Genomic DNA, 18,023 nt, shown 5'->3' on the forward strand with positions numbered 1-18,023 from the left:
GGGACGATGTCGTCGACGCTCAACCGGGTGGGTGCCGTACTCATCCTGCTGGTGGCGGGCTGCAGCGCCGGTGGGGGAGGTGGGAGCGCGAGCGACTTCAGGGAGGAGGACGGCAGGGCCGCGGCCCGCCGGTGGGTGAGCGAGGAGTTCACCCCCAGCACGCTCTCCCGCGACCAGCAGCTGGCCGAGATGGAGTGGTTCATCAAGGCGGCCGCGCCGTACAGAGGCATGGAGATCAACGTCGTCTCCGAGACGATCACCACCCATGAGTACGAGTCGCAGAAGCTCGCCAAGGCCTTCAGCGAGATCACCGGGATCAGGCTCAAGCACGACCTGATCCAGGAGGGCGACGTCGTCGAGAAGCTCCAGACCCAGATCCAGGGCAACCAGAACATCTACGACGCCTACGTCAACGACTCCGACCTCATCGGCACCCACTCGCGCGGCGACTACGTCTTCCCGCTGTCGGACTACATGGCGGGAGAGGGCAAGGCCGTCACCTCTCCCACGCTCGACCTGCAGGACTTCATCGGGATCAGCTTCACCACTGGGCCGGACAAGAAGCTGTACCAGCTGCCCGACCAGCAGTTCGCCAACCTCTACTGGTTCCGCTACGACTGGTTCACCGACGAGAAGATCAAGAAGCAGTTCAAGGACGCCTACGGCTACGACCTCGGCGTCCCCGTCAACTGGGCCGCCTACGAGGACATCGCCGACTTCTTCACCAACAAGGTGAACGGCGACGGCACCATCGACGGCAAAAAGGTCTACGGCCACATGGACTACGGCAGGAAGGACCCGTCGCTCGGCTGGCGCTTCACCGACTCGTGGCTGTCCATGGCGGGCAACGGCGACCCCGGCATCCCCAACGGGCTGCCGGTGGACGACTGGGGCATCAGGGTGGAGAACTGCAGGCCCGTCGGCTCGTCGGTGAGCCGCGGCGGCGACACCAACGGTCCCGCGGCCGTCTACGCGCTGAACAAGTACGTGGACTGGCTGAAGAAGTACGCGCCGAAGGAGGCGGCGGGCATGAACTTCAGCGAGTCGGGCCCCGTGCCCGCGCAGGGCGCCGTCGCGCAGCAGGTCTTCTGGTACACCGCGTTCACCGCCGACCTGACCAAGCCGGGATTGCCCGTCGTCAACGCCGACGGGACGCCGAAGTGGCGGATGGCGCCCAGCCCGCACGGCGCCTACTGGAAGGAGGGCAACAAGCTGGGCTACCAGGACGCCGGCTCGTGGACCCTGCTGAAGAACACCCCCCAGGAACGGCGGGCGGCGGCGTGGTTGTACGCCCAGTTCGTCACCTCCAAGACGGTCTCGCTGAAGAAGTCCATCACCGGCCTCACCTTCATCCGCGACTCCGACATCAGGAGCGACTACTTCACCGACAACGCCGCCAAGTACGGCGGGCTGATCGAGTTCTACCGCTCGCCCGCCCGCAAGCAGTGGACGCCGACGGGCACGAACGTTCCCGACTACCCGAAGCTGGCCCAGCTGTGGTGGCAGAACGTGGCCACTGCTGTCACGGGCGAGACGACCGCCCAGCAGTCCATGGACAACCTGGCCAAGCAGCAGGACGAGATCCTCTCGCGGCTGGAGCGGCGAGGCTACGGCGGCGCCTGCGCGCCGAAGCTGAACCAGGAGAGGGACGCCCAGTACTGGCTCGACCAGCCGGGCGCGCCCGCGCCGAAGCTCGCCGACGAGCGGGGCAAGCCGGAGACGCTCGACTACGACAAGCTGCTCGCCCAGTGGAAGGACGCCGACTGAAACGCGGTCAGGGGCCGTGCGGCGCCGTCCCGCCGGAGAGGATCGCCGGTGGGACGGGCCGCTTCGGCGGCTGGATCAGGCGGGGTCCCGAGGGAGACCGTCACGGTGCGAGCGGCCGTCCGGCGGCAGAGTGGCCGACAGGGCCGGCCAGGACCTGTCAGTCCGCGGCCGCCATGCCCCATCGTCCCGCGCCGAGCAGGTGGAGACGGTGGGTGTGGAAGGCCGCCAGCGTGTTGCGATGGCCGACGCTGACGAGCATGCACTGGGGCAGGCGCTCGCGGATCAGCCTGTACAGCGCGTACTCGAGACCTTCGTCGACCGCGGAGGTCGCCTCGTCGAGGAAGGCCAGCCTGGGCCGGTACAGCAGGATCCTGGCGAACCCGAGGCGCTGCTGCTCGCCGGGGGACAGGGTGCGGGACCAGGGGGCCTCGTCGTCGATCTGATCCTCCAGGTGCCCGAGCTGCACCGAGCGCAGCACCTCGCGCGCCCGATCGTCCTCGACCCGGTGCGCCGGGCCCGGGTAGGCCAGCGCGGCGCGCAGGCTTCCCAGGGGCAGGTACGGCTGCTGTGACAGGAAGAGCGTATGGGCTCTCGCAGGGCGGCGGACGGTGCCATGGGCGTGCGGCCACAGACTGGCCAGGCTGCGCAGCAGCGTGGTCTTGCCGCTGCCCGAGGCTCCCCTGACCAGCAACGCCTGTCCCGGGCCCATGCTCAGCGTCAGCCCGTCGATCAGCGGTCGCCTGTCGGGACGCCATACCCTCAGGTCCTCGATCTCCAGCGCGTCGGGACGGTGCGTGAAGGCCGGCGACGCCAGGTCGCGCGAGTCGCTGTTCGCGTCCATCAGCGCCGTCAGCCGGTTCAGCGTCGCCCGGTAGTTGGCGAAGGAGTCATAGGAGTTCCTGAAGAAGGACAGCGAGTCGTGCACCTGGGTGAAGGCGTCGGAGGTCTGGGTGATGTCGCCGAGTGAGATCGTCCCGCTGAGGAAGCGCGGCACCTGGACGATGATCGGGAACAGCACCGAGACCTGGGTGACCGTGTCGTTGAACACCTGCAGTCTCAGGGACCGCTTGGTGATCGCCCACGTGTTCCTGATGACGGACGAGAACCTGGCCGCCAGCGCCGAGCGCTCGACGTCCTCGCCGCCGTAGAACGCGATGTTCTCGGAGTTGTCCCGCAGGCGTATCAGGGCGTAGCGGAAGGAGGCGGACAGCCCCTCCTGCCGGAAGTTCAGGTGGATCAGCGGCCGGCCGATCCTGAAGGCGAGAAGCGACGCCACGATCACATAGGCGTAGGCGAGCAGGACCATCGCCCGCGGCACCTCATGTCCGAGGACGGACATCGGCCCCGACAGCCCCCACAGGATGGCGGTGAACGACACCAGCCTCAAGGCGGCGCCGATCGCCCCGAACGACAGCTCGTAGGAGTCCTCGACGAACTCCGTGACGTCCTCTTGGATGCGCTGATCCGGGTTGTCGACCGGCGCGCTCACGAACTGGCCCCGATGATAGGCGTGGCCGTGCAGCCAGTCGGTGACCATGCGGTCGTTGAGCCAGGTCCGCCAGTGGATGAACAGCCGCTGGCTGATGAGATACCCGAGCTGGGTGCTGAAGACGGAAAGGGCCGCGACGGCCACGCAGACGACGATGTAGAACCAGAAGGTCTCCGCGTCCAGTTCCTGCAGCGCCGTGAAGAGACTGTTCGTCGCATACGACATCAGCACCTCGAGGCGCACCGCGAGAACCGTCAGCCAGAGCAGCAGCAGGAGGGTCAGCAGCGGGCGCCAGCTGGTCCGGCTGCGCCCGGGCTTGAGATAGGGAAAGGCGAGCCGCCGGAACTGCCGCCCCCAGTGCGTGTACCGGGTCAGCAGCCAGACCGCCAGAGCGCCGACCACGACGGTGACGACGCAGGTCATCGCCGTCGAGGTGAGCGAAGTGAGCCATTCATGCTGCCAGTTCATGGCGCCGTTGGCGGATCGCGCCGATATTGTCAAGAAGTTTCATCCCTAAAATCCGATTTATTCCTGTTGCTGAGGATTTATAGGTCGGGCGGCTTGTCGGCCGCTTTCAGGCTGATAACCCGCGCGCTCGCCCAGCCGGCGCGGCCAGGGCAGCCGATGACGTGGGCGGGTCCGACAGGGGGTCAGGATCGCGCTACCCTGTCGGCTACCAGCGAGAAGTCGGGGGCGGAAGAGTGGTGCGAGCACCGGGAAGGCCGCGCAGCCAGGAGGTCGACGCGGCCATCCTCGCCGCCGCGCTCGACCTGCTCATCGAGTACGGCGCCAGCCAGACCAGCATCGAGCAGGTCGCCCAGCGGGCGGGCGTGACCAGGGCCACGGTCTACCGCAGGTTCGCCGACAAGACCGCCCTGCTCGTCCAGGCGATCGAGTCGGTCCACCGCGACCACGAGCCGGGCGCGATCGACTGGCCGGACGTCGACGCGATGCTGACCGACTGGGCGCGCTACCTGAGTGACCCGCGCAACCGCAGGATGCTGCGCCGCCTGTACGGCGCCGCCGACGACTACCCCGAGCTGCTCAAGGCCTACCGCGACCAGAACGGCCGGCGGCGGGCGGAGGCCGAGCACGCCACGCTGGCCGCCGCGCGCGACAGCGGGCAGCTGCCGCGCGACACCGATCTCGGCATCCTCCAGCAGGTGCTCAACGGCTCGATCCTGCAGCACCTGGGTTCGCGTCCCGACACCGACAGCATGGCCGACATCAAGGCCTACCTCGACGCGGTGCTCAGGCAGGTGGGCTACCGGCCCTCCTCCTGAACCTCCCGCAGGACCCGCTGGGCGACGGCGAAGGCGGCGTTGGCCGCGGGCACGCCGCAGTAGACGGCGCTCTGCAGCAGCACCTCGCCGATCTCGTCGGGTGTCAGCCCGTTGCGCAGCGCCCCGCGCACGTGCAGCGCCAGCTCCTCGGTGTGCCCGCGGGCCACGAGGGCGGTGAGCGTGACGCAGCTGCGGGTCCGCAGGTCGAGCCCCGGTCTGGTCCAGATCTCGCCCCACGCGTAGCGGGTGATGAGGTCCTGGAAGTCGCGGGTGAAGGGGGTGGTGCGGGCGACCGCCCGATCGACGTGCTCATCGCCGAGCACGGCTCGCCGCACCTCCATCCCTGTGGCCCTGCCGAGGTGAGTGTCGAGGGCGGCGGTGACCGGCTCGGGCCTGTCGACGTTGGCGAGGTGGGCGGCGCGCGGCAGCTCGACGAGCGTCGCGTCGGGCAGACCGTCGGCCAGCTCCCGCGCGTGGGCCGGCGGGGTCGCGGGATCGGCGCGTCCGGCGATGACCAGGGCGGGCGCGCCGATCTTCGGCAGGCCTGCCCGCAGGTCGTAGCCGGCCAGCGCGTCGCAGCAGGCCGCGTACGACTCGGGATCGGCCGCGGCCAGGTCGTCGAGGAGAGCGGGGACCGGCTCGCCCGCGAACCAACGGGCCGCCGTGGCCTCCAGCAGGGGAGCGGTGCCGCGCGTCCTGACCAGGGCGGCCCTTTCCCGCCAGCCCTCGGGCTCGCCGAACCTGGCCGAGGAGCAGACGAGCGTCAGCGTCCTGATCCTGCCGGGGTGGTGGAGGGCGAGGTGGGCGCCGACCGCGCCGCCGAGCGAGATGCCCGCGTAGTGGAAGCGGTCCCACCCGTGGTGGTCGGCCAGCCGCAGCACGAGCTCGGCGAGGTCCGCGACGCCGGTCACGGAAGCCGGCGCGGACCCGCCGTGACCCGGCAGGTCGTAGCGCAGCACCCGGTGGCGGCGAGCGAGGGCGGCCACCTGAGGCTCCCACACGCGCAGCGACGTGCCGAGCGAGGGTCCGAGGATGATCGGCCGGCCGCCGACGGGGCCGTCGAGCAGGTGGTACGGGAGTGTCACGGGGTCTCCATCGCGGTACGGCGCAGCGCCCTGTCGACGAGCGCGGGCGCCGCGCCCAGATAGTCCGTCGGGTCGAGCAGGCCGGGATCGGCCACCTGCCGCAGGTCCTTGCTCTCGGCCGCTTCCCTGCCCATGACGGCGGCGACGCGTTCGGAGACGATCAGCCCGCCTGTCGCGTCGAGGTCGGCGCGCATGCGCTCCGGATGAACGCGCAGCCCCTCGGCCAGGTCGGCCGCATCCCGGGCGGCCCCGCCGACGACTCTCAGCAGCTCGCGCAGCGGCTGCCACTCGGCGTGCCAGGCGCCCGAGGGCCGTTCGTCCTCGGCGGCGAGCGAGCCGTACAGGACGGCGGCCAGCGGCGGCGCCTGGCGGGCCGCGGCGGCGACCCAGGTGGCGCGCACGGGGTTGCTCTTGTGCGGCATCGCCGACGAGCCGCCGCCCGTCCCCTCCGATACCTCGCCGATCTCGGTGCGCGACAGGACCAGCACGTCGGCGGCGAGCTTGCCGAGCGCGCCCGCGGTGAAGGCGAGCGCACCGGCCAGGTCGGCGACCGGCGTGCGCAGCACGTGCCACGGCAGCTCGGGCTCGGCCAGCCCCACCTCCCTCGCGAAGGCCCCGGCCAGCGTGATCCCCACATCGGGCGCGGGCGGCGAGGAGGGGGACAGCCTGAGAGCGTGGGCATGGAAGGCGGCCAGCGTGCCCGCCGCGCCGCCGAGCTGGGCGGGCAGGGCGGCGCGCACGGTGCCGAGGCGGTCGAGGGCGTCCAGGGCCAGTGCCCGCCATCCCGCGGCCTTCAGCCCGAACGTCGTCGGCACCGCGTGCTGGGTCAGCGTGCGGCCCGGCATCGGCGTGGCGCGATGCTCGGCGGCCAGCGCGGCGAGGGCCGCGGCCGTACGGGCGAGATCGGCGAGCACGGGCGCCAGCGCGCGGCGTGCGACGAGCATCAGCGCGGTGTCCATGACGTCCTGGCTGGTCGCGCCGAGGTGCACGTAGGGAGCGGCCTCCTCGCCGGCGGCCGCTCGCAGATCGGCGACCAGGGGGATCACCGGGTTGCCGCCCTCGCGGGCGCGCAGGACGAGCGAGGCCAGGTCGAAGCGGTCGGCGCGGGCCGCCTCCGTCACCACCCGCGCCACGCCGGAGGGGACCGCGGGCAGGACCGCCGCCCAGGCGCGGGCCAGCGCGGCCTCGGAGTCCAGCAGCGCCTGCAGGATCGCCGCGTCGCCCGTCGCCGCCTCGGCGGCCGACCCCGCGCGCCCCGCCGACAGCAGCCCCAGGTCAGCCGAAGTCAAGGAACACCGTCTCCCGCTCACCCTGCAGGCGCACGTCGAACACGTACACCCCGTCGCGCTCCTCCCGCGCCAGCAGCGTCGCCCTCCGCTCGGGACTCAGCCCGGCCAGCAGCCGGTCCGTCTCGTCCGGGCGCAGGTAGGCGCGGGTGTACAGGTGGTGGCCCAGCCCCCGCGCGAAGACGCACACCGAGATGTACGGCAGGCCCGGCACGAGCGTGCGCAGCATCCAGTGGCCGTCGGCGTCGGTGGCGACCCTGCCGAACCCGGTGAAGTCGAGCCCGTGCCTGCCGATGATCTCGCCGGTGACGGGGTCGCGGCGCAGCGAGCCCGGCGCGCCGCTCAGTCCCCCCGCCGGATCGGCCTGCCAGAACTCCAGCAGCGCGTCGGGCACGGGCTCGCCCGCGCCGTCGTACACGTGACCGTGGACGACGATGCCGCCGGTCGCGATGTCACCGCCGCCCGCGAACGGCAGCGCGTAGCCGTAGAAGGGACCGACGGTCTGCGAGGGCGTGGGCTGCGTCATGACTCCGTCCAGGTGGCGGAGGGGCCGTCCAGCACGATGTCCCACCGGTAGCCGAGCGACCACTCGGGCACCGACAGGTCGTGGTCGTAGGCGGCGATGAGCCGCCCGCGGGCCCGCTCGTCCAGCACCGAGTTGAAGATCGGGTCGTAGGGGAACAGCGGATCGCCTGGAAAGTACATCTGTGTGATCAGCCGCTGGGCGAAGGCCGTGCCGAACAGCGAGAAGTGGATGTGCGCGGGCCGCCAGGCGTTCAGGTGGTTGCGCCACGGATAGGCGCCGGGCTTGATCGTGGTGAAGGCGTAACGGCCCTCGTCGTCGGTCAGGCAGCGGCCCACCCCCGTGAAGTTGGGGTCGAGCGGGGCCGGATGGTCGTCACGCTGGTGGGCGTACCTGCCCGAGGCGTTGGCCTGCCACACCTCGACGAGCTGGCCGCGGACGGGACGGCCCGACCTGTCCAGCACCCGCCCCGTGATGGTGATGCGCTCGCCGAGCGGCTCGCCATGGTGCCGGCGGGTCAGGTCGGCGTCCAGAGCCGTCACGTCCGTCACGCCGAAGACGGGACCCGTCAGCTCGGCGGCGTCGGGGTCGTCGAGCACGACCAGCGGCCGGTGGGGGTGGCGCAGGGCGCTGCTGCGGTAGGGGGCGAAGTCGCGCGCCGAGTGATGCCGCACGACGCCCTCTTTGAGATAGGCCTCGTGCAGGTCGGCGATCTCCGCGGAGATCCGCTCTTGCGTCATGGGGGCTCCTCAGCGTTCCAGAACGACGGCCAGGCCCTGGCCGACACCGATGCACAGCGCCGCGACACCGAGGCCGGTGCCCCGGGCGGCCAGCTGGTGCGCGATCGCGCCGGTGATCCGCGCGCCCGAGGCGCCCAGCGGGTGCCCGACAGCGATGGCGCCGCCCCGCGGGTTGACGATCTCGGGATCCAGCTCGGGCAGCTCGGCCAGGCAACCGAGCACCTGCGCGGCGAACGCCTCGTTCAGCTCGACGACGGACGGCTCGCGGCCCCGCAGCGCCTTCCTGATCGCCTCGACCGGCCCCAGGCCGAAGTACTGCGGCTCGACGGCGCTGACCGCGCTCGCGGTGATCCTCGCCAGCGGCTCGCGCCCGGAGCGCGCCAGCCCCTCCTCGTCGCACAGCAGCAGAGCGGCCGCTCCGTCGTTGAGGGGCGAGGAGTTGCCCGCCGTGACCGTGCCGCCCGGCCTGAAGGCGGGCTTCAACCTGGCCAGCGCCTCCATCGAGGTGTCGTCGCGGATCGACTCGTCCCGCGTCACCTCGCCGACCGGGACGATCTCGCCGCTGAAGTCGGCCTTGGCCGCCTTCGCGTGGCTGGCCAGGGCGTAGGCGTCCTGCGCCGCCCTGCCGATACCGTGCTTGTCGGCGATCAGCTCGGCGCCCTCGCCGAGCGGGACCGTCCATTCGGGCGCCATGAGCGGGTTGACCAGCCGCCAGCCGAGCGTGGTGGAGACCAGCTCCTGGTTGCCGGCGGGGAAGGCGCGCGACGGCTTCGGCAGCACCCAGGGGGCGCGGCTCATCGACTCGACCCCGCCCGCGACCACCACGGACGCCTCGCCGAGCGCGATGGCGCGATACGCCTGGATCACCGCCTCCATGCCCGAGCCGCACAGCCGGTTCACCGTCACGCCCGGCACGCTGACCGGCAGGCCCGCCAGCAGGACGGCCATGCGGGCCACGTTGCGGTTGTCCTCTCCCGCGCCGTTGGCGTTGCCGAACACGACGTCGGCGATCGCGGCGGGGTCGAGGGCGGGGGAGCGGGCGAGCAGCTCCCTGACGACGTGCGCCGCCAGGTCGTCGGGGCGGACGCCTGACAGCGCGCCGCCGTACCTGCCGATGGGCGTGCGGATCGCGTCCACGACGTAGACCTCGTTCACAGCCTCGACGCTAGGCCGCACGCCCCTCCACCGCACGCACCGGCTTCCGGTGAGTGGAAGATGTCGTGCGCCCCCGCGCCTAGATCACGAACTTCTCGGGACGCGGGGCGCCCAGCAGGAAGCGGTCCGCGGACAGAGGTGTGAGATCGAGGGTGGGCTCCTGCTTCAGCGCCAGCTGGGCGAGGTGCTCGCCGACGGCGGGGGACTGCTGGAAGCCGTGACCGGAGAACCCGGTGGCGTAGTAGAGGCCCTCGACGGGGGCCGCGCCGATCATCGCGTTGTGGTCGGGGCTCATGTCGTAGTAGCCCCACCACGACGACTCGATCGGGAGGTCGGCGAGCACGGGCAGCCGCCTGACGGCCGGCTCGCTCAGGTCTTCGAGGTCCCGCTCGCGCCCGCCGAACAGCAGGCCCGTGCCTTCCCGGTGGAAGTAGAAGCCCGAGGCGAAGTCCACGGTGAGCGGCGCGGTCGCCGGGACGCCCCCGTCGCCGCCGCTGTAGTGAACGGCGCGCGCCTGCCCGTGCACGGGCAGCTCGAAGCCCGCCGACCGCGCGAGCCCTGCCGAGTCGACCCCCGCGGCGCACACCACCGCCCGGCTGGCGATGGGCCCCTCCTCGGTGTCCACGCCCACCACCCGGTCGCGGTGGACCCTGATCCCGGTGACCCTGCATCCCACCCGCACGGCGGCGCCACCCCGCCGCGCGGACGCCGCGTAGCCCTGCACCACGGCCTCAGGGGTGGCATACCCCTCGATCGGGCAGAACGTCGCCCCTGCCAGGCCGGCGGTCTCCACCTGGGGAACCATGCTCCTGACAGTGTCGAGGCCGACCACCTCGCTGGGGATGCCGAGGGCCTGCTGAGCCGTCACCGCACGCTTGAAGGAGTCCAACTCCTCGTCGGACGACAGCAGGAACAGGTAACCGACCTGCTTGAAGCCGATCGGCACGCCGGTGAGCTCCTCGAAGTGGAGGAACTCGGGCAGCGAGCGCTGGACGATGCGGGCGTTGAGCTCGTCGGCGTGCTGCAGCCGGATCCCGCCGGCCGCCTTGCTCGTCGCCCCCGCGCCCAGGGTGTCGGCCTCCAGCAGGACGACGTCCGCGCATCCCCTCGCGGCCAGGTGGTGCGCCGTGCTCGTCCCGACGCAACCACCACCGATGATCACAACCTCTGCGCTCCTCATACGCCCACGGTGTCAGACCCGGGCGGGCCTCAGCCTTTCCGCAGCCCTTCGACGACCGTGACCGCCTGATCCAGTAGCTCGGCGGGGCAGCCCCAGTAGTCGTAGACGCCGCCACGGGCCCTGTTGCTCCCGCAGATGACGAACACCCCCGTCCCCAGGCTCGCTTTGAGATGGGTGGCGAGCCAGCCGACGAACCCGCTGTTGTCCAGCTCGGCGGGGAAGTGGAAGGAGAAGATCCCGAACCGTTCGACGCCTTCGCCGGCGCCGGAGAGGGGGACCAGGCGGCTCCAGCTGTCCTCGTCGCGGACCACGGCCAGCGTGTCGCCGGTGAGCGCGGGCGGTCGGTCGGCGGGCGACTCCTCGAAGAACCAGACGCCGTCGTGCACGACGAGCTCGGCCCTGGCGATGACCCGGCGCAGGCGTTCCTCGGTCTGCTCGGGGGTCTCCATGCTGACACTGACCATCGGTGGTGTCTCCTCCATGGTTCGGCGCGGTCACGCCGCGCTCGCCGGGACGGTCCGGCGGACGTTCGGTCCTCTGCGTCAAGGCGCGGGCCGCTTCCCTTGTTCCGCCCACGCCCCCGGCGAGATGCCGGTCGGCGCGCAGCATGCGATCACCAGGTGAGTCCTGGGCTCGGGGACCTCACGGGCGGGCGATCCCCGCCAGCAGCTCCAGCTGCTCGAACTGGGCGTCGAGCGTCGGGGCCGCGATGCGGCAGACCAGGTGCCCGGCGCCCGCCGCCACGTAGCCGGCCAGCGTGGCCGTCACCTGCTCGGCCGGGCCCGCGACCAGGACCTGGATCGTCCGCACCGTCTCGTACGGCAGGCCGTAGGTGGCCCTGCAGTAGGCGTCGAGCTCCTTCTCGCCCCGTTCGGCGTCGTCGATGACCAGCACCGTGACGAACAGCGCGGGCGTGACCGCCTCCTCGGGCCGCCCCGCGGCCGCGGCGGCCCGCCGTACCCCCTCGAGACCAGTGCGGTAGTCGGCGGGGTCGGGCGGGTAGGGCAGCCACCCGTCGTAGAGCCTGCCCGTGCGCTCCAGCGCCGAGGGGCTCGCGCCGCCCAGCCAGATCGGCGGCCCGCCGGGCCGGAAGGACGGCGTCGACTCCGGCAGGTCGTCGAAGCGCAGCACCTTGCCGTGGAAGGCCCGCTCGCCCGACCACAGCGCCCGCCACAGGGCGACGGTGTCGTCGAGCCGTCCGAAGCGCCGCTGCCAGGGCACCTCCGACACCGCGTACTCCACCTCCGACCGGCCGGGGAAGCCCGCGCCCACGGTGACGACCAGGCGTCCCGCGGACAGGTGGTCGATGGAGGCCAGCTCCTGGGCGGTCGTCACGGGGCGGCGGAAGGCCGGCAGGAGCGCCGCGGTGCCGAGCGTCACGCGCTCGGTGGCGGGTGCGAGGGCGGCGAGCATGGCCAGCGGCTCGATGCGCGCGCCGAGCAGGGTGTCGTTGGCCCACAGGGAGTCGAAGCCGAGCCGCTCGGCGCGGACGCCGAAGTCGACCAGCCGGCGTGCGTCGTTCCACTGGCTCTGGTTGGTGGGGAGAAGGACTCCCAGTCGCGTGTTCACAGGGAGGATCGTGCTCTCGCCAGGGAATGACGACAATTCCCTCAAGGGAATGGACACATCGCGCACACTGGGAACGTGGACTTCTCTCAGACCCTGCGCGCGACGCGCCAGCGCCGCCACCTCAGCCAGCTCGACCTCGCCCTGCGCGCGGGCACGACACAGCGCCACCTCAGCTTCATGGAGAGCGGCAGGTCCCGCCCCGGCAGGAGCATGGTCGTACGGCTGGGTGAGTCGATGGAGCTTCCGCTCAGAGAGCGCAACGACCTCCTGCTCGCGGCCGGCTACGCGCCCGTCTACCCGCAGACCCCGATAGACGACCCCAGCATGGAGCACGTGCGCACCGCGCTGAGCCATATCCTGACCGGGCACCTGCCCTATCCCGCGGTCGTCGTCGACGCCAGGCACGAGGTGGTGCTCGCCAACGACGCGCTGTCGCTGCTCACCGACGGCGTGGCCGACCACCTGCTGCGCCCGCCCGTCAACGTGCTGCGCCTGTCCCTGCATCCGGAGGGCCTGGCTCCGCGGATCGTCAACCTGGCCCAGTGGGCCCAGCACATCCTCGACCGCATCCCCCGCGACGAGCTCTACGCCGAGCTGACCGGCTACGTGCCGCACGTGCCGCCGGGTCCCGACCACGTGGGCTTCGCCGTGCCGATCCAGCTGCGCTCGCCACGCGGAGAGCTGCGGCTCACCACCACGATCACGACGTTCGCGACAGCGCTCGACGTGACCGTCGCGGAGCTCAAGCTGGAGGCGTTCCTGCCCGCGGACGCCGCCACGGCCGCGTTGCTGGCAGGGTGAGGCCTCGCTCAGCCGGGGACATGTAGTCGGTGGCGATGCGGCCGTCCTCGTCGAGCACGAGGACCTCCAGGCCGCCGCCCACCGCGTCGCCGTCGGCGACGGACACCGTCTCTCACCTGAAGGTGACGACGTCGCGCAGCCGGACGGCATCGCTCCGAGCCCTGAACGTGAACTCACCCGTCGCCACGAACCGCTCGTAGCTGCGGGCGACCCTGGTCTCGATCGCGTCGTATCCGCGCGCTTCGAGGGTGCTGGAGTCGAAGCCCAGCGCCGCGGCGACCTGCCTGATCTCCTGCGGAGGCTGGAGGACGTGCTCGCCGTCCTCGGCCCACAACTCCTGTACGGCCTTGCGGCGCGACTCGGGATCCGGCTCGATTCAGAGCGCGATGTAACGGTTCGCCAGATCCTGGACCTGCGTGTCGGTCACTGCTGCTCCTCGATGTCGTTGTTCCCCCGAATCCTGCGGAACGGCGGGAATCTGGACAATTCCCTGGAGGGAATGACGAACGCCGAGCCGTAGAGTGCGGCACCGGCTCATCCGGCGTTCACGGGTCGCCACGGCTCGGCCACCTTGTCGCCGTAGGAGACCTCCCTGGCGCCGACGAACCGGCCCAGCTCGGCGACCGCCCTGCCCACCGCGTTGACGGCCGCCTCGTCCGCGGCGATCTCCGCCTCGGGGAACACGCCCTCGACCTCAAGCACCCCTCTGCGCCGGTCCAGGCGCGGCACGAGCCTGCCGATCAGCCGCTCGCCGTGCAGGATCGGCAGGATGTAGTGGCCGTACTGCCGCTTGTCCTTGGGCACGTACATCTCCGTGCGGAACGCGAACCCCCACAGGCGTTCGGTCCGCTCCCTGTCGCAGATCAGGTTGTCGAACGGAGACAGCAGCGTGGTGCGCGGCTCCCAGGCCCGCTCCATCAGGCCGAGGACGTCGCGGTGCACGTACCACCGCTCGCTGCCGCCCTCCACCTCGGCGGGCAGGACGCGACCCGAGCGCTCCAGTCCGTCCAGCACCCCGGCGAGGTCCGGATACCGCGCACGGGTGAAGTGCCGCTCGATGTCGGCCGCCCTGGCCACGCCGAGCGCCCGCAGCGCGTGCTCGGCCGCCAGCGACACCGACTCCTCGGGCGGCAACGGCCTGCCGCCGACCCACTCAGGCAGCCAGCGCTCGGCCAGATCCCAGCGGCGCCGCCGCCCCTCCCTGCCCGCCACCATGATGTGGCCCTGGGTCCACAGGAAGTCCAGCATCCGCTCGACGTTGCGGCCGTTGGTCCAGCCTCGCGACTCCCATGCCACGACCGCGCGGTCCTCGAACCCTCCCACCGGCTGCGGCCCGTGCTCCCGCAACCTGTCCAGCACGTGCTGTCGCAGGCCGTCGTTCGCCTCCAGCCAGTCGCCGACCCGCCGGCCGTACGTCGACCGGCCCGCGGGGTAGCCGCGCATCATGACGTGATGGATCGGGTAGTCCTCGGCCAGCACGATCGACGCGGCGTGCGCCCAGTACTCGAACAGCCACCGCTCCCGCCACAGCAGGACGTCCAGGTCGGCGGGGTCGTAGTCGCCGACCCTGCTCCACAGCACCAGCAGGTGGCTGCGCGCCACCACGTTGACAGGGTCGAGCTGCAGGCAGCGCAGGGTCCGCAGGACGTGCCGCAGCCCCTCCAGATCGCCGCAGGGCCGGGGGCCGGCCAGATGCTGACAGCTCACGGCCAGACGCCGCGCGGACTCCATGCTCAGAACAAGGGGGAACGGCATGGTCCCGCACTATATCCGAAAACAAGTTCGATAGAGGCGGACCGATCGCGGGCGAGGGGCACGCCGAAGCACCACAGCCGGAGGTCGCCTCGTCCGCCGCGACTGACGCAGTGGCCTCAGAAGCCGAGCTGCCCGAAAGGACGCCCTTCCCCGATCGCCCTGATCGCCGCCTCGGGGTAGTCGACCGTGCCGGCGGGCAGCCGGTCGAGCGGATGCCACGCGAGCGCGTCGCACTTGCCCGGCTCGGCGTTGTACGGCTCGCCGTCCCACCGCTCGGCGCGGAAGAACAGCCCGACCCGGTCAGGGGCCCGATGCATGGCGTGGACGAAGGTCAGGTCGGCGGGGTCGATCGTCACGCCCACCTCCTCCCTGGCCTCCCTGACCGCGCCCTCGACCGCCGACTCGCCGGCTTCGAGGTGCCCCGAGGGCAGGTGCCACAGCCCGTCGGCGTACCCGGTGTTCGCCCTGCGCCCGAGCAGCACCCTCCCGTCGCGGACGAACAGCACGTGCACGTCCACGATCGCCTTGAACCTGGGCTTGCGCACCTGGTGCGGGGCGGTCGCGCCGCGCCCTCCCAGCGCCTGGGCCCACTTGACGGCCACCGCCGCGACCTGGATCAGCTCGGCGCGCAGCCGGTCGGGGTCGCTCTCGGCGAAGGCCTCCAGCACCTCCTCGTGCAGGATGTGCCGCCAGGTGACCCCTCCGGCCCGCCTGGCCGACTCCAGTTCGGCCTTCGCCCGGTCGGCGGCGGCCGTGCGCTCGGGGCCGGTGCCGTCGGCGGGGTCCTGAATGCCGAACAGCACATCCTGGGCCACGCGCTCGGCGGTCACGTCGGCCAGCACCTCGGCCAGCGAGCCCGGCCGGCCGTAGTCGCCGTCGGCCTGGCCGGCGCCGCCCAGCGGGAAGGACAGGTCAGGGCGCCACGCCGTGCCGTCATAGACCACGAGCGCGACCTCGCTCACGCGGGCGGCGAAGGGCAGCCCCGCGGCCAGGTCGGCCTCGATCAGGGGGTAGGCGTCGGCGGGCGCGCCGTCGGCGACCGTCAGGTGGGGGACGGCGTCCGGATACCGCCCGCCGTACGGCGGAGCCTCCGGCCAGCGCCGCCACACGGCCTCGGTGAGCTCGCGCAGCGGCCCCGACGGCTCGGGCGCGAGGTAGAGCACCCCGGGAAAGCGGCCGCTGGCGCGGAAGGTGACCTCGAACGGCTCGACGGCGGCGAACAGCCTGCTGAGCTCGGCCACCACCGCGGCGTCCACGCGGTCGCGGCGCAGGAACGGGTACAGGACGGTCACGTGCGCCGGCACGCCGTAGGCGGCGGAGGAGTCGTGGCGCTCGCGCCAGCGCCCGACGACGGGCTCGGCCGCGGGGACCTCGACCACCAGTGCCGTCAGCCCAGCCTCGTAGCGATCCACCCGATCATCCTTCCACTCAGGCGATCGTGTGACCGCCGTTGACGGCGATCCGCTCGCCGGTGACGAAGCCCGCCGACTCCGAGGCGAGGAAGGCGACCACGGCGGCGACGTCGTCAGGGGTGCCCACCCTGCGGGCGGGGGTGTCGGCGACGTAGCCGGCAAGCTCGTCGGCCGGCAGGTCGGCGTGGCGCTCGACGGGGATCCAGCCGGGCGCGACGAGGTTGACGGTGACGCCGTGCGGGCCGAGCTCGCGCGCCCACGAGCGGGTGAGCCCGAGCTGCGCCCCCTTGGCGGCCACATAGGCCGACATGCCGGGCAGAGCACGGTCGAAGGCGTCGGAGCCGATCTGGATGAACCTGCCGCGCCGCCTCGCCTTCATCGCCGGCAGCGCGGCCCGCAGCAGCAGCGTCGGGCTCTTGACGAAGAACAGCAGCTGGTCGAGGTGGGCCTGCCAGGTGAGGTCCTCGACCGGCACGATCGGCTGCGGTCCCGTGGCGTTGGCGACCACGACCTCGGCGGGGCCCAGCGTGTCGCCGACCCGTGCGAGGAGATCCGCGACCGACGCCTCGTCGGTGACGTCGGCGGCGAACGCCTCCGCGACGCCGCCCGCCTCGCGGATCTCCCGGACGACGGCTCCGGCCCGCTCGGCATCCGAACGGTAGTTGACGGCGACCGCCCAGCCTTCGGCGGCAAGCCGCCGTGCGATGGTGGCGCCGAGTCCGCGGGAAGCTCCGGTGACAAGCGCGACAGATGGAGTGTTCGGCACGGGCAAGAGCTAACCATGCCCCCTCCGGCGCTCGGATACCCTGGGGGCCGATGAACGAGCTCGACCTGACCCGCTTCCCCGAGAATCCCCGCGAACAGCTGCGCGCGTGGGACGCCGCCGACGAGTACCTGCTGCGGCACCTCGGCGGCGATCTCCACGGCAACGTGGTGGTGGTCGGCGACAGGTGGGGCGCGCTGGTCACCGCGCTGGCCGCCCACCGTCCCACCCAGATCACCGACTCCTACCTCACCCAGGAAGCCACCAGGGCGAACCTCAAGCGCAACGGGATCGGCCCCGACCAGGTGCGCCTGCTGTCCACCAGGGACACCCCTCCCGACCGGGTCGACGTGCTGCTGGTCAGGGTGCCCAAGAGCCTCGCCCTCCTGGAGGACCAGCTGCACCGCCTGGCGCCCGCCGTGCGCGAGGACACGGTCGTCGTCGGCGCGGGCATGGTCACCGAGATCCACACCTCGACGCTGCGGACCTTCGAGCGCGTCCTCGGACCCACGAGGACCTCGCTGGCCGAGCGGAAGGCCAGGCTCATCTTCTGCGCCCCCGACCCGGCGCTGCCCAGGACCGCCAGCCCGTGGCCGCTGACCTACGCGCTGCCCGACGACGTCGGTGACCTCTCGCGGCGTACCGTCACCAACCACGCCGGCATCTTCTGCGCCGACCGTCTCGACATCGGCACCAGGTTCCTGCTGCGCAACCTGCCGCAGAGCAGGGGGCCCGAGCGGATCGTCGACCTCGGCTGCGGCAACGGCGTGGTGGGGCTGGCGATGGCGCTGCGCAACCCCTCGGCGGAGGTGCTGTTCGTCGACGAGTCCTACCAGGCGCTCGCATCCGCGGAGGCGACCTTCGCCGGCAACGCCTCATCCGCCGCCCGGTTCGTGATCGGCGACGCCCTGGCGGGCCTCGAACCGGGCTCGGCCGACCTGGTGGTCACGAACCCGCCCTTCCACAGCCACCGCACGACGACCGACGGCACGGCGTGGCGGATGTTCACCGGATCCCGTACGGCACTGCGCCGCGGCGGCGAGCTGTGGGTGATCGGCAACCGGCACCTCGGCTACCACGTCAAGCTCCGCAGGGTGTTCGGCAACTGTGAGGTCGTGGCAGGCGACCCGAAGTTCGTCGTGCTGCGCTCGGTCAGGCGCTGAGCAGGCGGCCGGCCTGGATGTCCCGTCCTCCCGGTCGGCACGCAGCGACGTC

At 71.9% G+C, this 18,023-nt stretch carries 17 protein-coding genes; 4 read left to right on the forward strand and 13 right to left on the reverse strand.

The features are described from left to right. Positions 1–6 precede the first annotated feature (6 nt). On the forward strand, positions 7–1,767 hold the full coding sequence (locus tag ACFSKW_RS26050) for an ABC transporter substrate-binding protein (protein WP_379575051.1): 1,761 nt from the start codon (positions 7–9) through the stop codon (positions 1,765–1,767). Between the two features lie 157 nt (positions 1,768–1,924). Here ACFSKW_RS26050 and ACFSKW_RS26055 read toward each other — a convergent pair whose 3' ends face one another. Then, a complete protein-coding gene (locus ACFSKW_RS26055) occupies positions 1,925–3,724 on the reverse strand; it encodes an ABC transporter ATP-binding protein/permease (protein WP_379575052.1) in 1,800 nt (599 codons plus the stop codon). Positions 3,725–3,960: 236 nt separating this feature from the next. Between ACFSKW_RS26055 and ACFSKW_RS26060 the strand changes: the two genes are divergently transcribed. Continuing rightward, positions 3,961–4,539: a TetR/AcrR family transcriptional regulator gene (locus tag ACFSKW_RS26060; protein ID WP_379575053.1), complete on the forward strand. Its 579-nt coding sequence runs from the start codon at positions 3,961–3,963 to the stop codon at positions 4,537–4,539. On the opposite strand, the gene pcaDC is transcribed toward ACFSKW_RS26060, so the two are convergent. The 8 genes from pcaDC to ACFSKW_RS26100 all read right to left on the reverse strand — a co-directional run bounded on the left by pcaDC (position 4,521) and on the right by ACFSKW_RS26100 (position 12,077). Beyond that, positions 4,521–5,624 (reverse strand): bifunctional 3-oxoadipate enol-lactonase/4-carboxymuconolactone decarboxylase PcaDC, encoded by a 1,104-nt coding sequence (pcaDC, locus tag ACFSKW_RS26065; protein WP_379575054.1) that lies wholly within the window; start codon positions 5,622–5,624, stop codon positions 4,521–4,523. The two genes, ACFSKW_RS26060 and pcaDC, sit on opposite strands and share 19 nt — an antisense overlap. After that, on the reverse strand, positions 5,621–6,913 hold the full coding sequence (gene pcaB / locus ACFSKW_RS26070) for a 3-carboxy-cis,cis-muconate cycloisomerase (protein ID WP_379575055.1): 1,293 nt from the start codon (positions 6,911–6,913) through the stop codon (positions 5,621–5,623). The genes pcaDC and pcaB overlap by 4 nt, the downstream gene beginning before the upstream one ends. Then, entirely contained in the window at positions 6,900–7,436 is a 537-nt protein-coding gene (gene pcaG / locus ACFSKW_RS26075) for a protocatechuate 3,4-dioxygenase subunit alpha (RefSeq protein ID WP_379575056.1), read from the reverse strand. The genes pcaB and pcaG overlap by 14 nt, the downstream gene beginning before the upstream one ends. Continuing rightward, positions 7,433–8,173, reverse strand: coding sequence for a protocatechuate 3,4-dioxygenase subunit beta (gene pcaH / locus ACFSKW_RS26080; protein WP_379575057.1), 741 nt, complete (start codon positions 8,171–8,173; stop codon positions 7,433–7,435). Before pcaH ends, pcaG begins: the two co-directional genes overlap by 4 nt. 9 nt (positions 8,174–8,182) lie before the next feature. Beyond that, the gene (locus tag ACFSKW_RS26085; RefSeq protein WP_379575058.1) at positions 8,183–9,328 is read right to left on the reverse strand and encodes a thiolase family protein; all 1,146 of its coding nucleotides are present in this window, start codon (positions 9,326–9,328) and stop codon (positions 8,183–8,185) included. Positions 9,329–9,407: 79 nt separating this feature from the next. Further along, positions 9,408–10,508, reverse strand: coding sequence for an NAD(P)/FAD-dependent oxidoreductase (locus ACFSKW_RS26090; RefSeq protein ID WP_379575059.1), 1,101 nt, complete (start codon positions 10,506–10,508; stop codon positions 9,408–9,410). 29 nt (positions 10,509–10,537) lie between these two features. Then, on the reverse strand, positions 10,538–10,972 hold the full coding sequence (locus ACFSKW_RS26095) for a DUF6196 family protein (RefSeq protein WP_379575060.1): 435 nt from the start codon (positions 10,970–10,972) through the stop codon (positions 10,538–10,540). Between the two features lie 178 nt (positions 10,973–11,150). Further along, positions 11,151–12,077 carry an LLM class flavin-dependent oxidoreductase gene (locus tag ACFSKW_RS26100; RefSeq protein WP_379575061.1) on the reverse strand — a complete coding sequence of 309 codons (927 nt, stop codon included), beginning with the start codon at positions 12,075–12,077 and terminating at the stop codon, positions 11,151–11,153. A gap of 75 nt (positions 12,078–12,152) precedes the next feature. Between ACFSKW_RS26100 and ACFSKW_RS26105 the strand changes: the two genes are divergently transcribed. After that, positions 12,153–12,878: a helix-turn-helix domain-containing protein gene (locus ACFSKW_RS26105; protein ID WP_379575062.1), complete on the forward strand. Its 726-nt coding sequence runs from the start codon at positions 12,153–12,155 to the stop codon at positions 12,876–12,878. A gap of 112 nt (positions 12,879–12,990) precedes the next feature. On the opposite strand, the gene ACFSKW_RS26110 is transcribed toward ACFSKW_RS26105, so the two are convergent. The 4 genes from ACFSKW_RS26110 to ACFSKW_RS26125 form a co-directional block, all read right to left on the reverse strand. Beyond that, the gene (locus ACFSKW_RS26110) at positions 12,991–13,212 is read right to left on the reverse strand and encodes a hypothetical protein (RefSeq protein WP_379575063.1); all 222 of its coding nucleotides are present in this window, start codon (positions 13,210–13,212) and stop codon (positions 12,991–12,993) included. 200 nt (positions 13,213–13,412) lie between these two features. Next, positions 13,413–14,633, reverse strand: a complete 1,221-nt coding sequence (locus ACFSKW_RS26115; RefSeq protein ID WP_379575064.1) for a winged helix-turn-helix domain-containing protein — start codon at positions 14,631–14,633, stop codon at positions 13,413–13,415. A 116-nt stretch (positions 14,634–14,749) separates the two neighbouring features. Next, on the reverse strand, positions 14,750–16,045 hold the full coding sequence (locus tag ACFSKW_RS26120) for a 2'-5' RNA ligase family protein (protein ID WP_379575065.1): 1,296 nt from the start codon (positions 16,043–16,045) through the stop codon (positions 14,750–14,752). Positions 16,046–16,061: 16 nt separating this feature from the next. Further along, positions 16,062–16,811 (reverse strand): SDR family NAD(P)-dependent oxidoreductase, encoded by a 750-nt coding sequence (locus ACFSKW_RS26125; RefSeq protein ID WP_379575066.1) that lies wholly within the window; start codon positions 16,809–16,811, stop codon positions 16,062–16,064. Between the two features lie 50 nt (positions 16,812–16,861). Here ACFSKW_RS26125 and ACFSKW_RS26130 point away from each other — a divergent pair, with 50 nt between their 5' ends. Next, positions 16,862–17,971, forward strand: coding sequence for a methyltransferase (locus tag ACFSKW_RS26130; RefSeq protein ID WP_379575067.1), 1,110 nt, complete (start codon positions 16,862–16,864; stop codon positions 17,969–17,971). The last annotated feature ends 52 nt before the right edge of the window (positions 17,972–18,023 follow it).

Origin of the sequence: Nonomuraea mangrovi (genome assembly GCF_042681425.1) — a bacterium.
GTDB lineage: Bacteria > Actinomycetota > Actinomycetes > Streptosporangiales > Streptosporangiaceae > Nonomuraea > Nonomuraea mangrovi.

Coding starts and splice junctions, on each gene's coding strand:
- ACFSKW_RS26130 (WP_379575067.1), top strand. CDS start 16,862: ATGAACGAGCTCGACCTGACCCGCTTCCCCGAGAATCCCCGCGAACAG.
- ACFSKW_RS26095 (WP_379575060.1), bottom strand. CDS start 10,972: ATGGTCAGTGTCAGCATGGAGACCCCCGAGCAGACCGAGGAACGCCTG.
- ACFSKW_RS26055 (WP_379575052.1), bottom strand. CDS start 3,724: ATGAACTGGCAGCATGAATGGCTCACTTCGCTCACCTCGACGGCGATG.
- pcaH (WP_379575057.1), bottom strand. CDS start 8,173: ATGACGCAAGAGCGGATCTCCGCGGAGATCGCCGACCTGCACGAGGCC.
- pcaG (WP_379575056.1), bottom strand. CDS start 7,436: ATGACGCAGCCCACGCCCTCGCAGACCGTCGGTCCCTTCTACGGCTAC.
- ACFSKW_RS26050 (WP_379575051.1), top strand. CDS start 7: ATGTCGTCGACGCTCAACCGGGTGGGTGCCGTACTCATCCTGCTGGTG.
- ACFSKW_RS26115 (WP_379575064.1), bottom strand. CDS start 14,633: ATGCCGTTCCCCCTTGTTCTGAGCATGGAGTCCGCGCGGCGTCTGGCC.
- ACFSKW_RS26090 (WP_379575059.1), bottom strand. CDS start 10,508: ATGAGGAGCGCAGAGGTTGTGATCATCGGTGGTGGTTGCGTCGGGACG.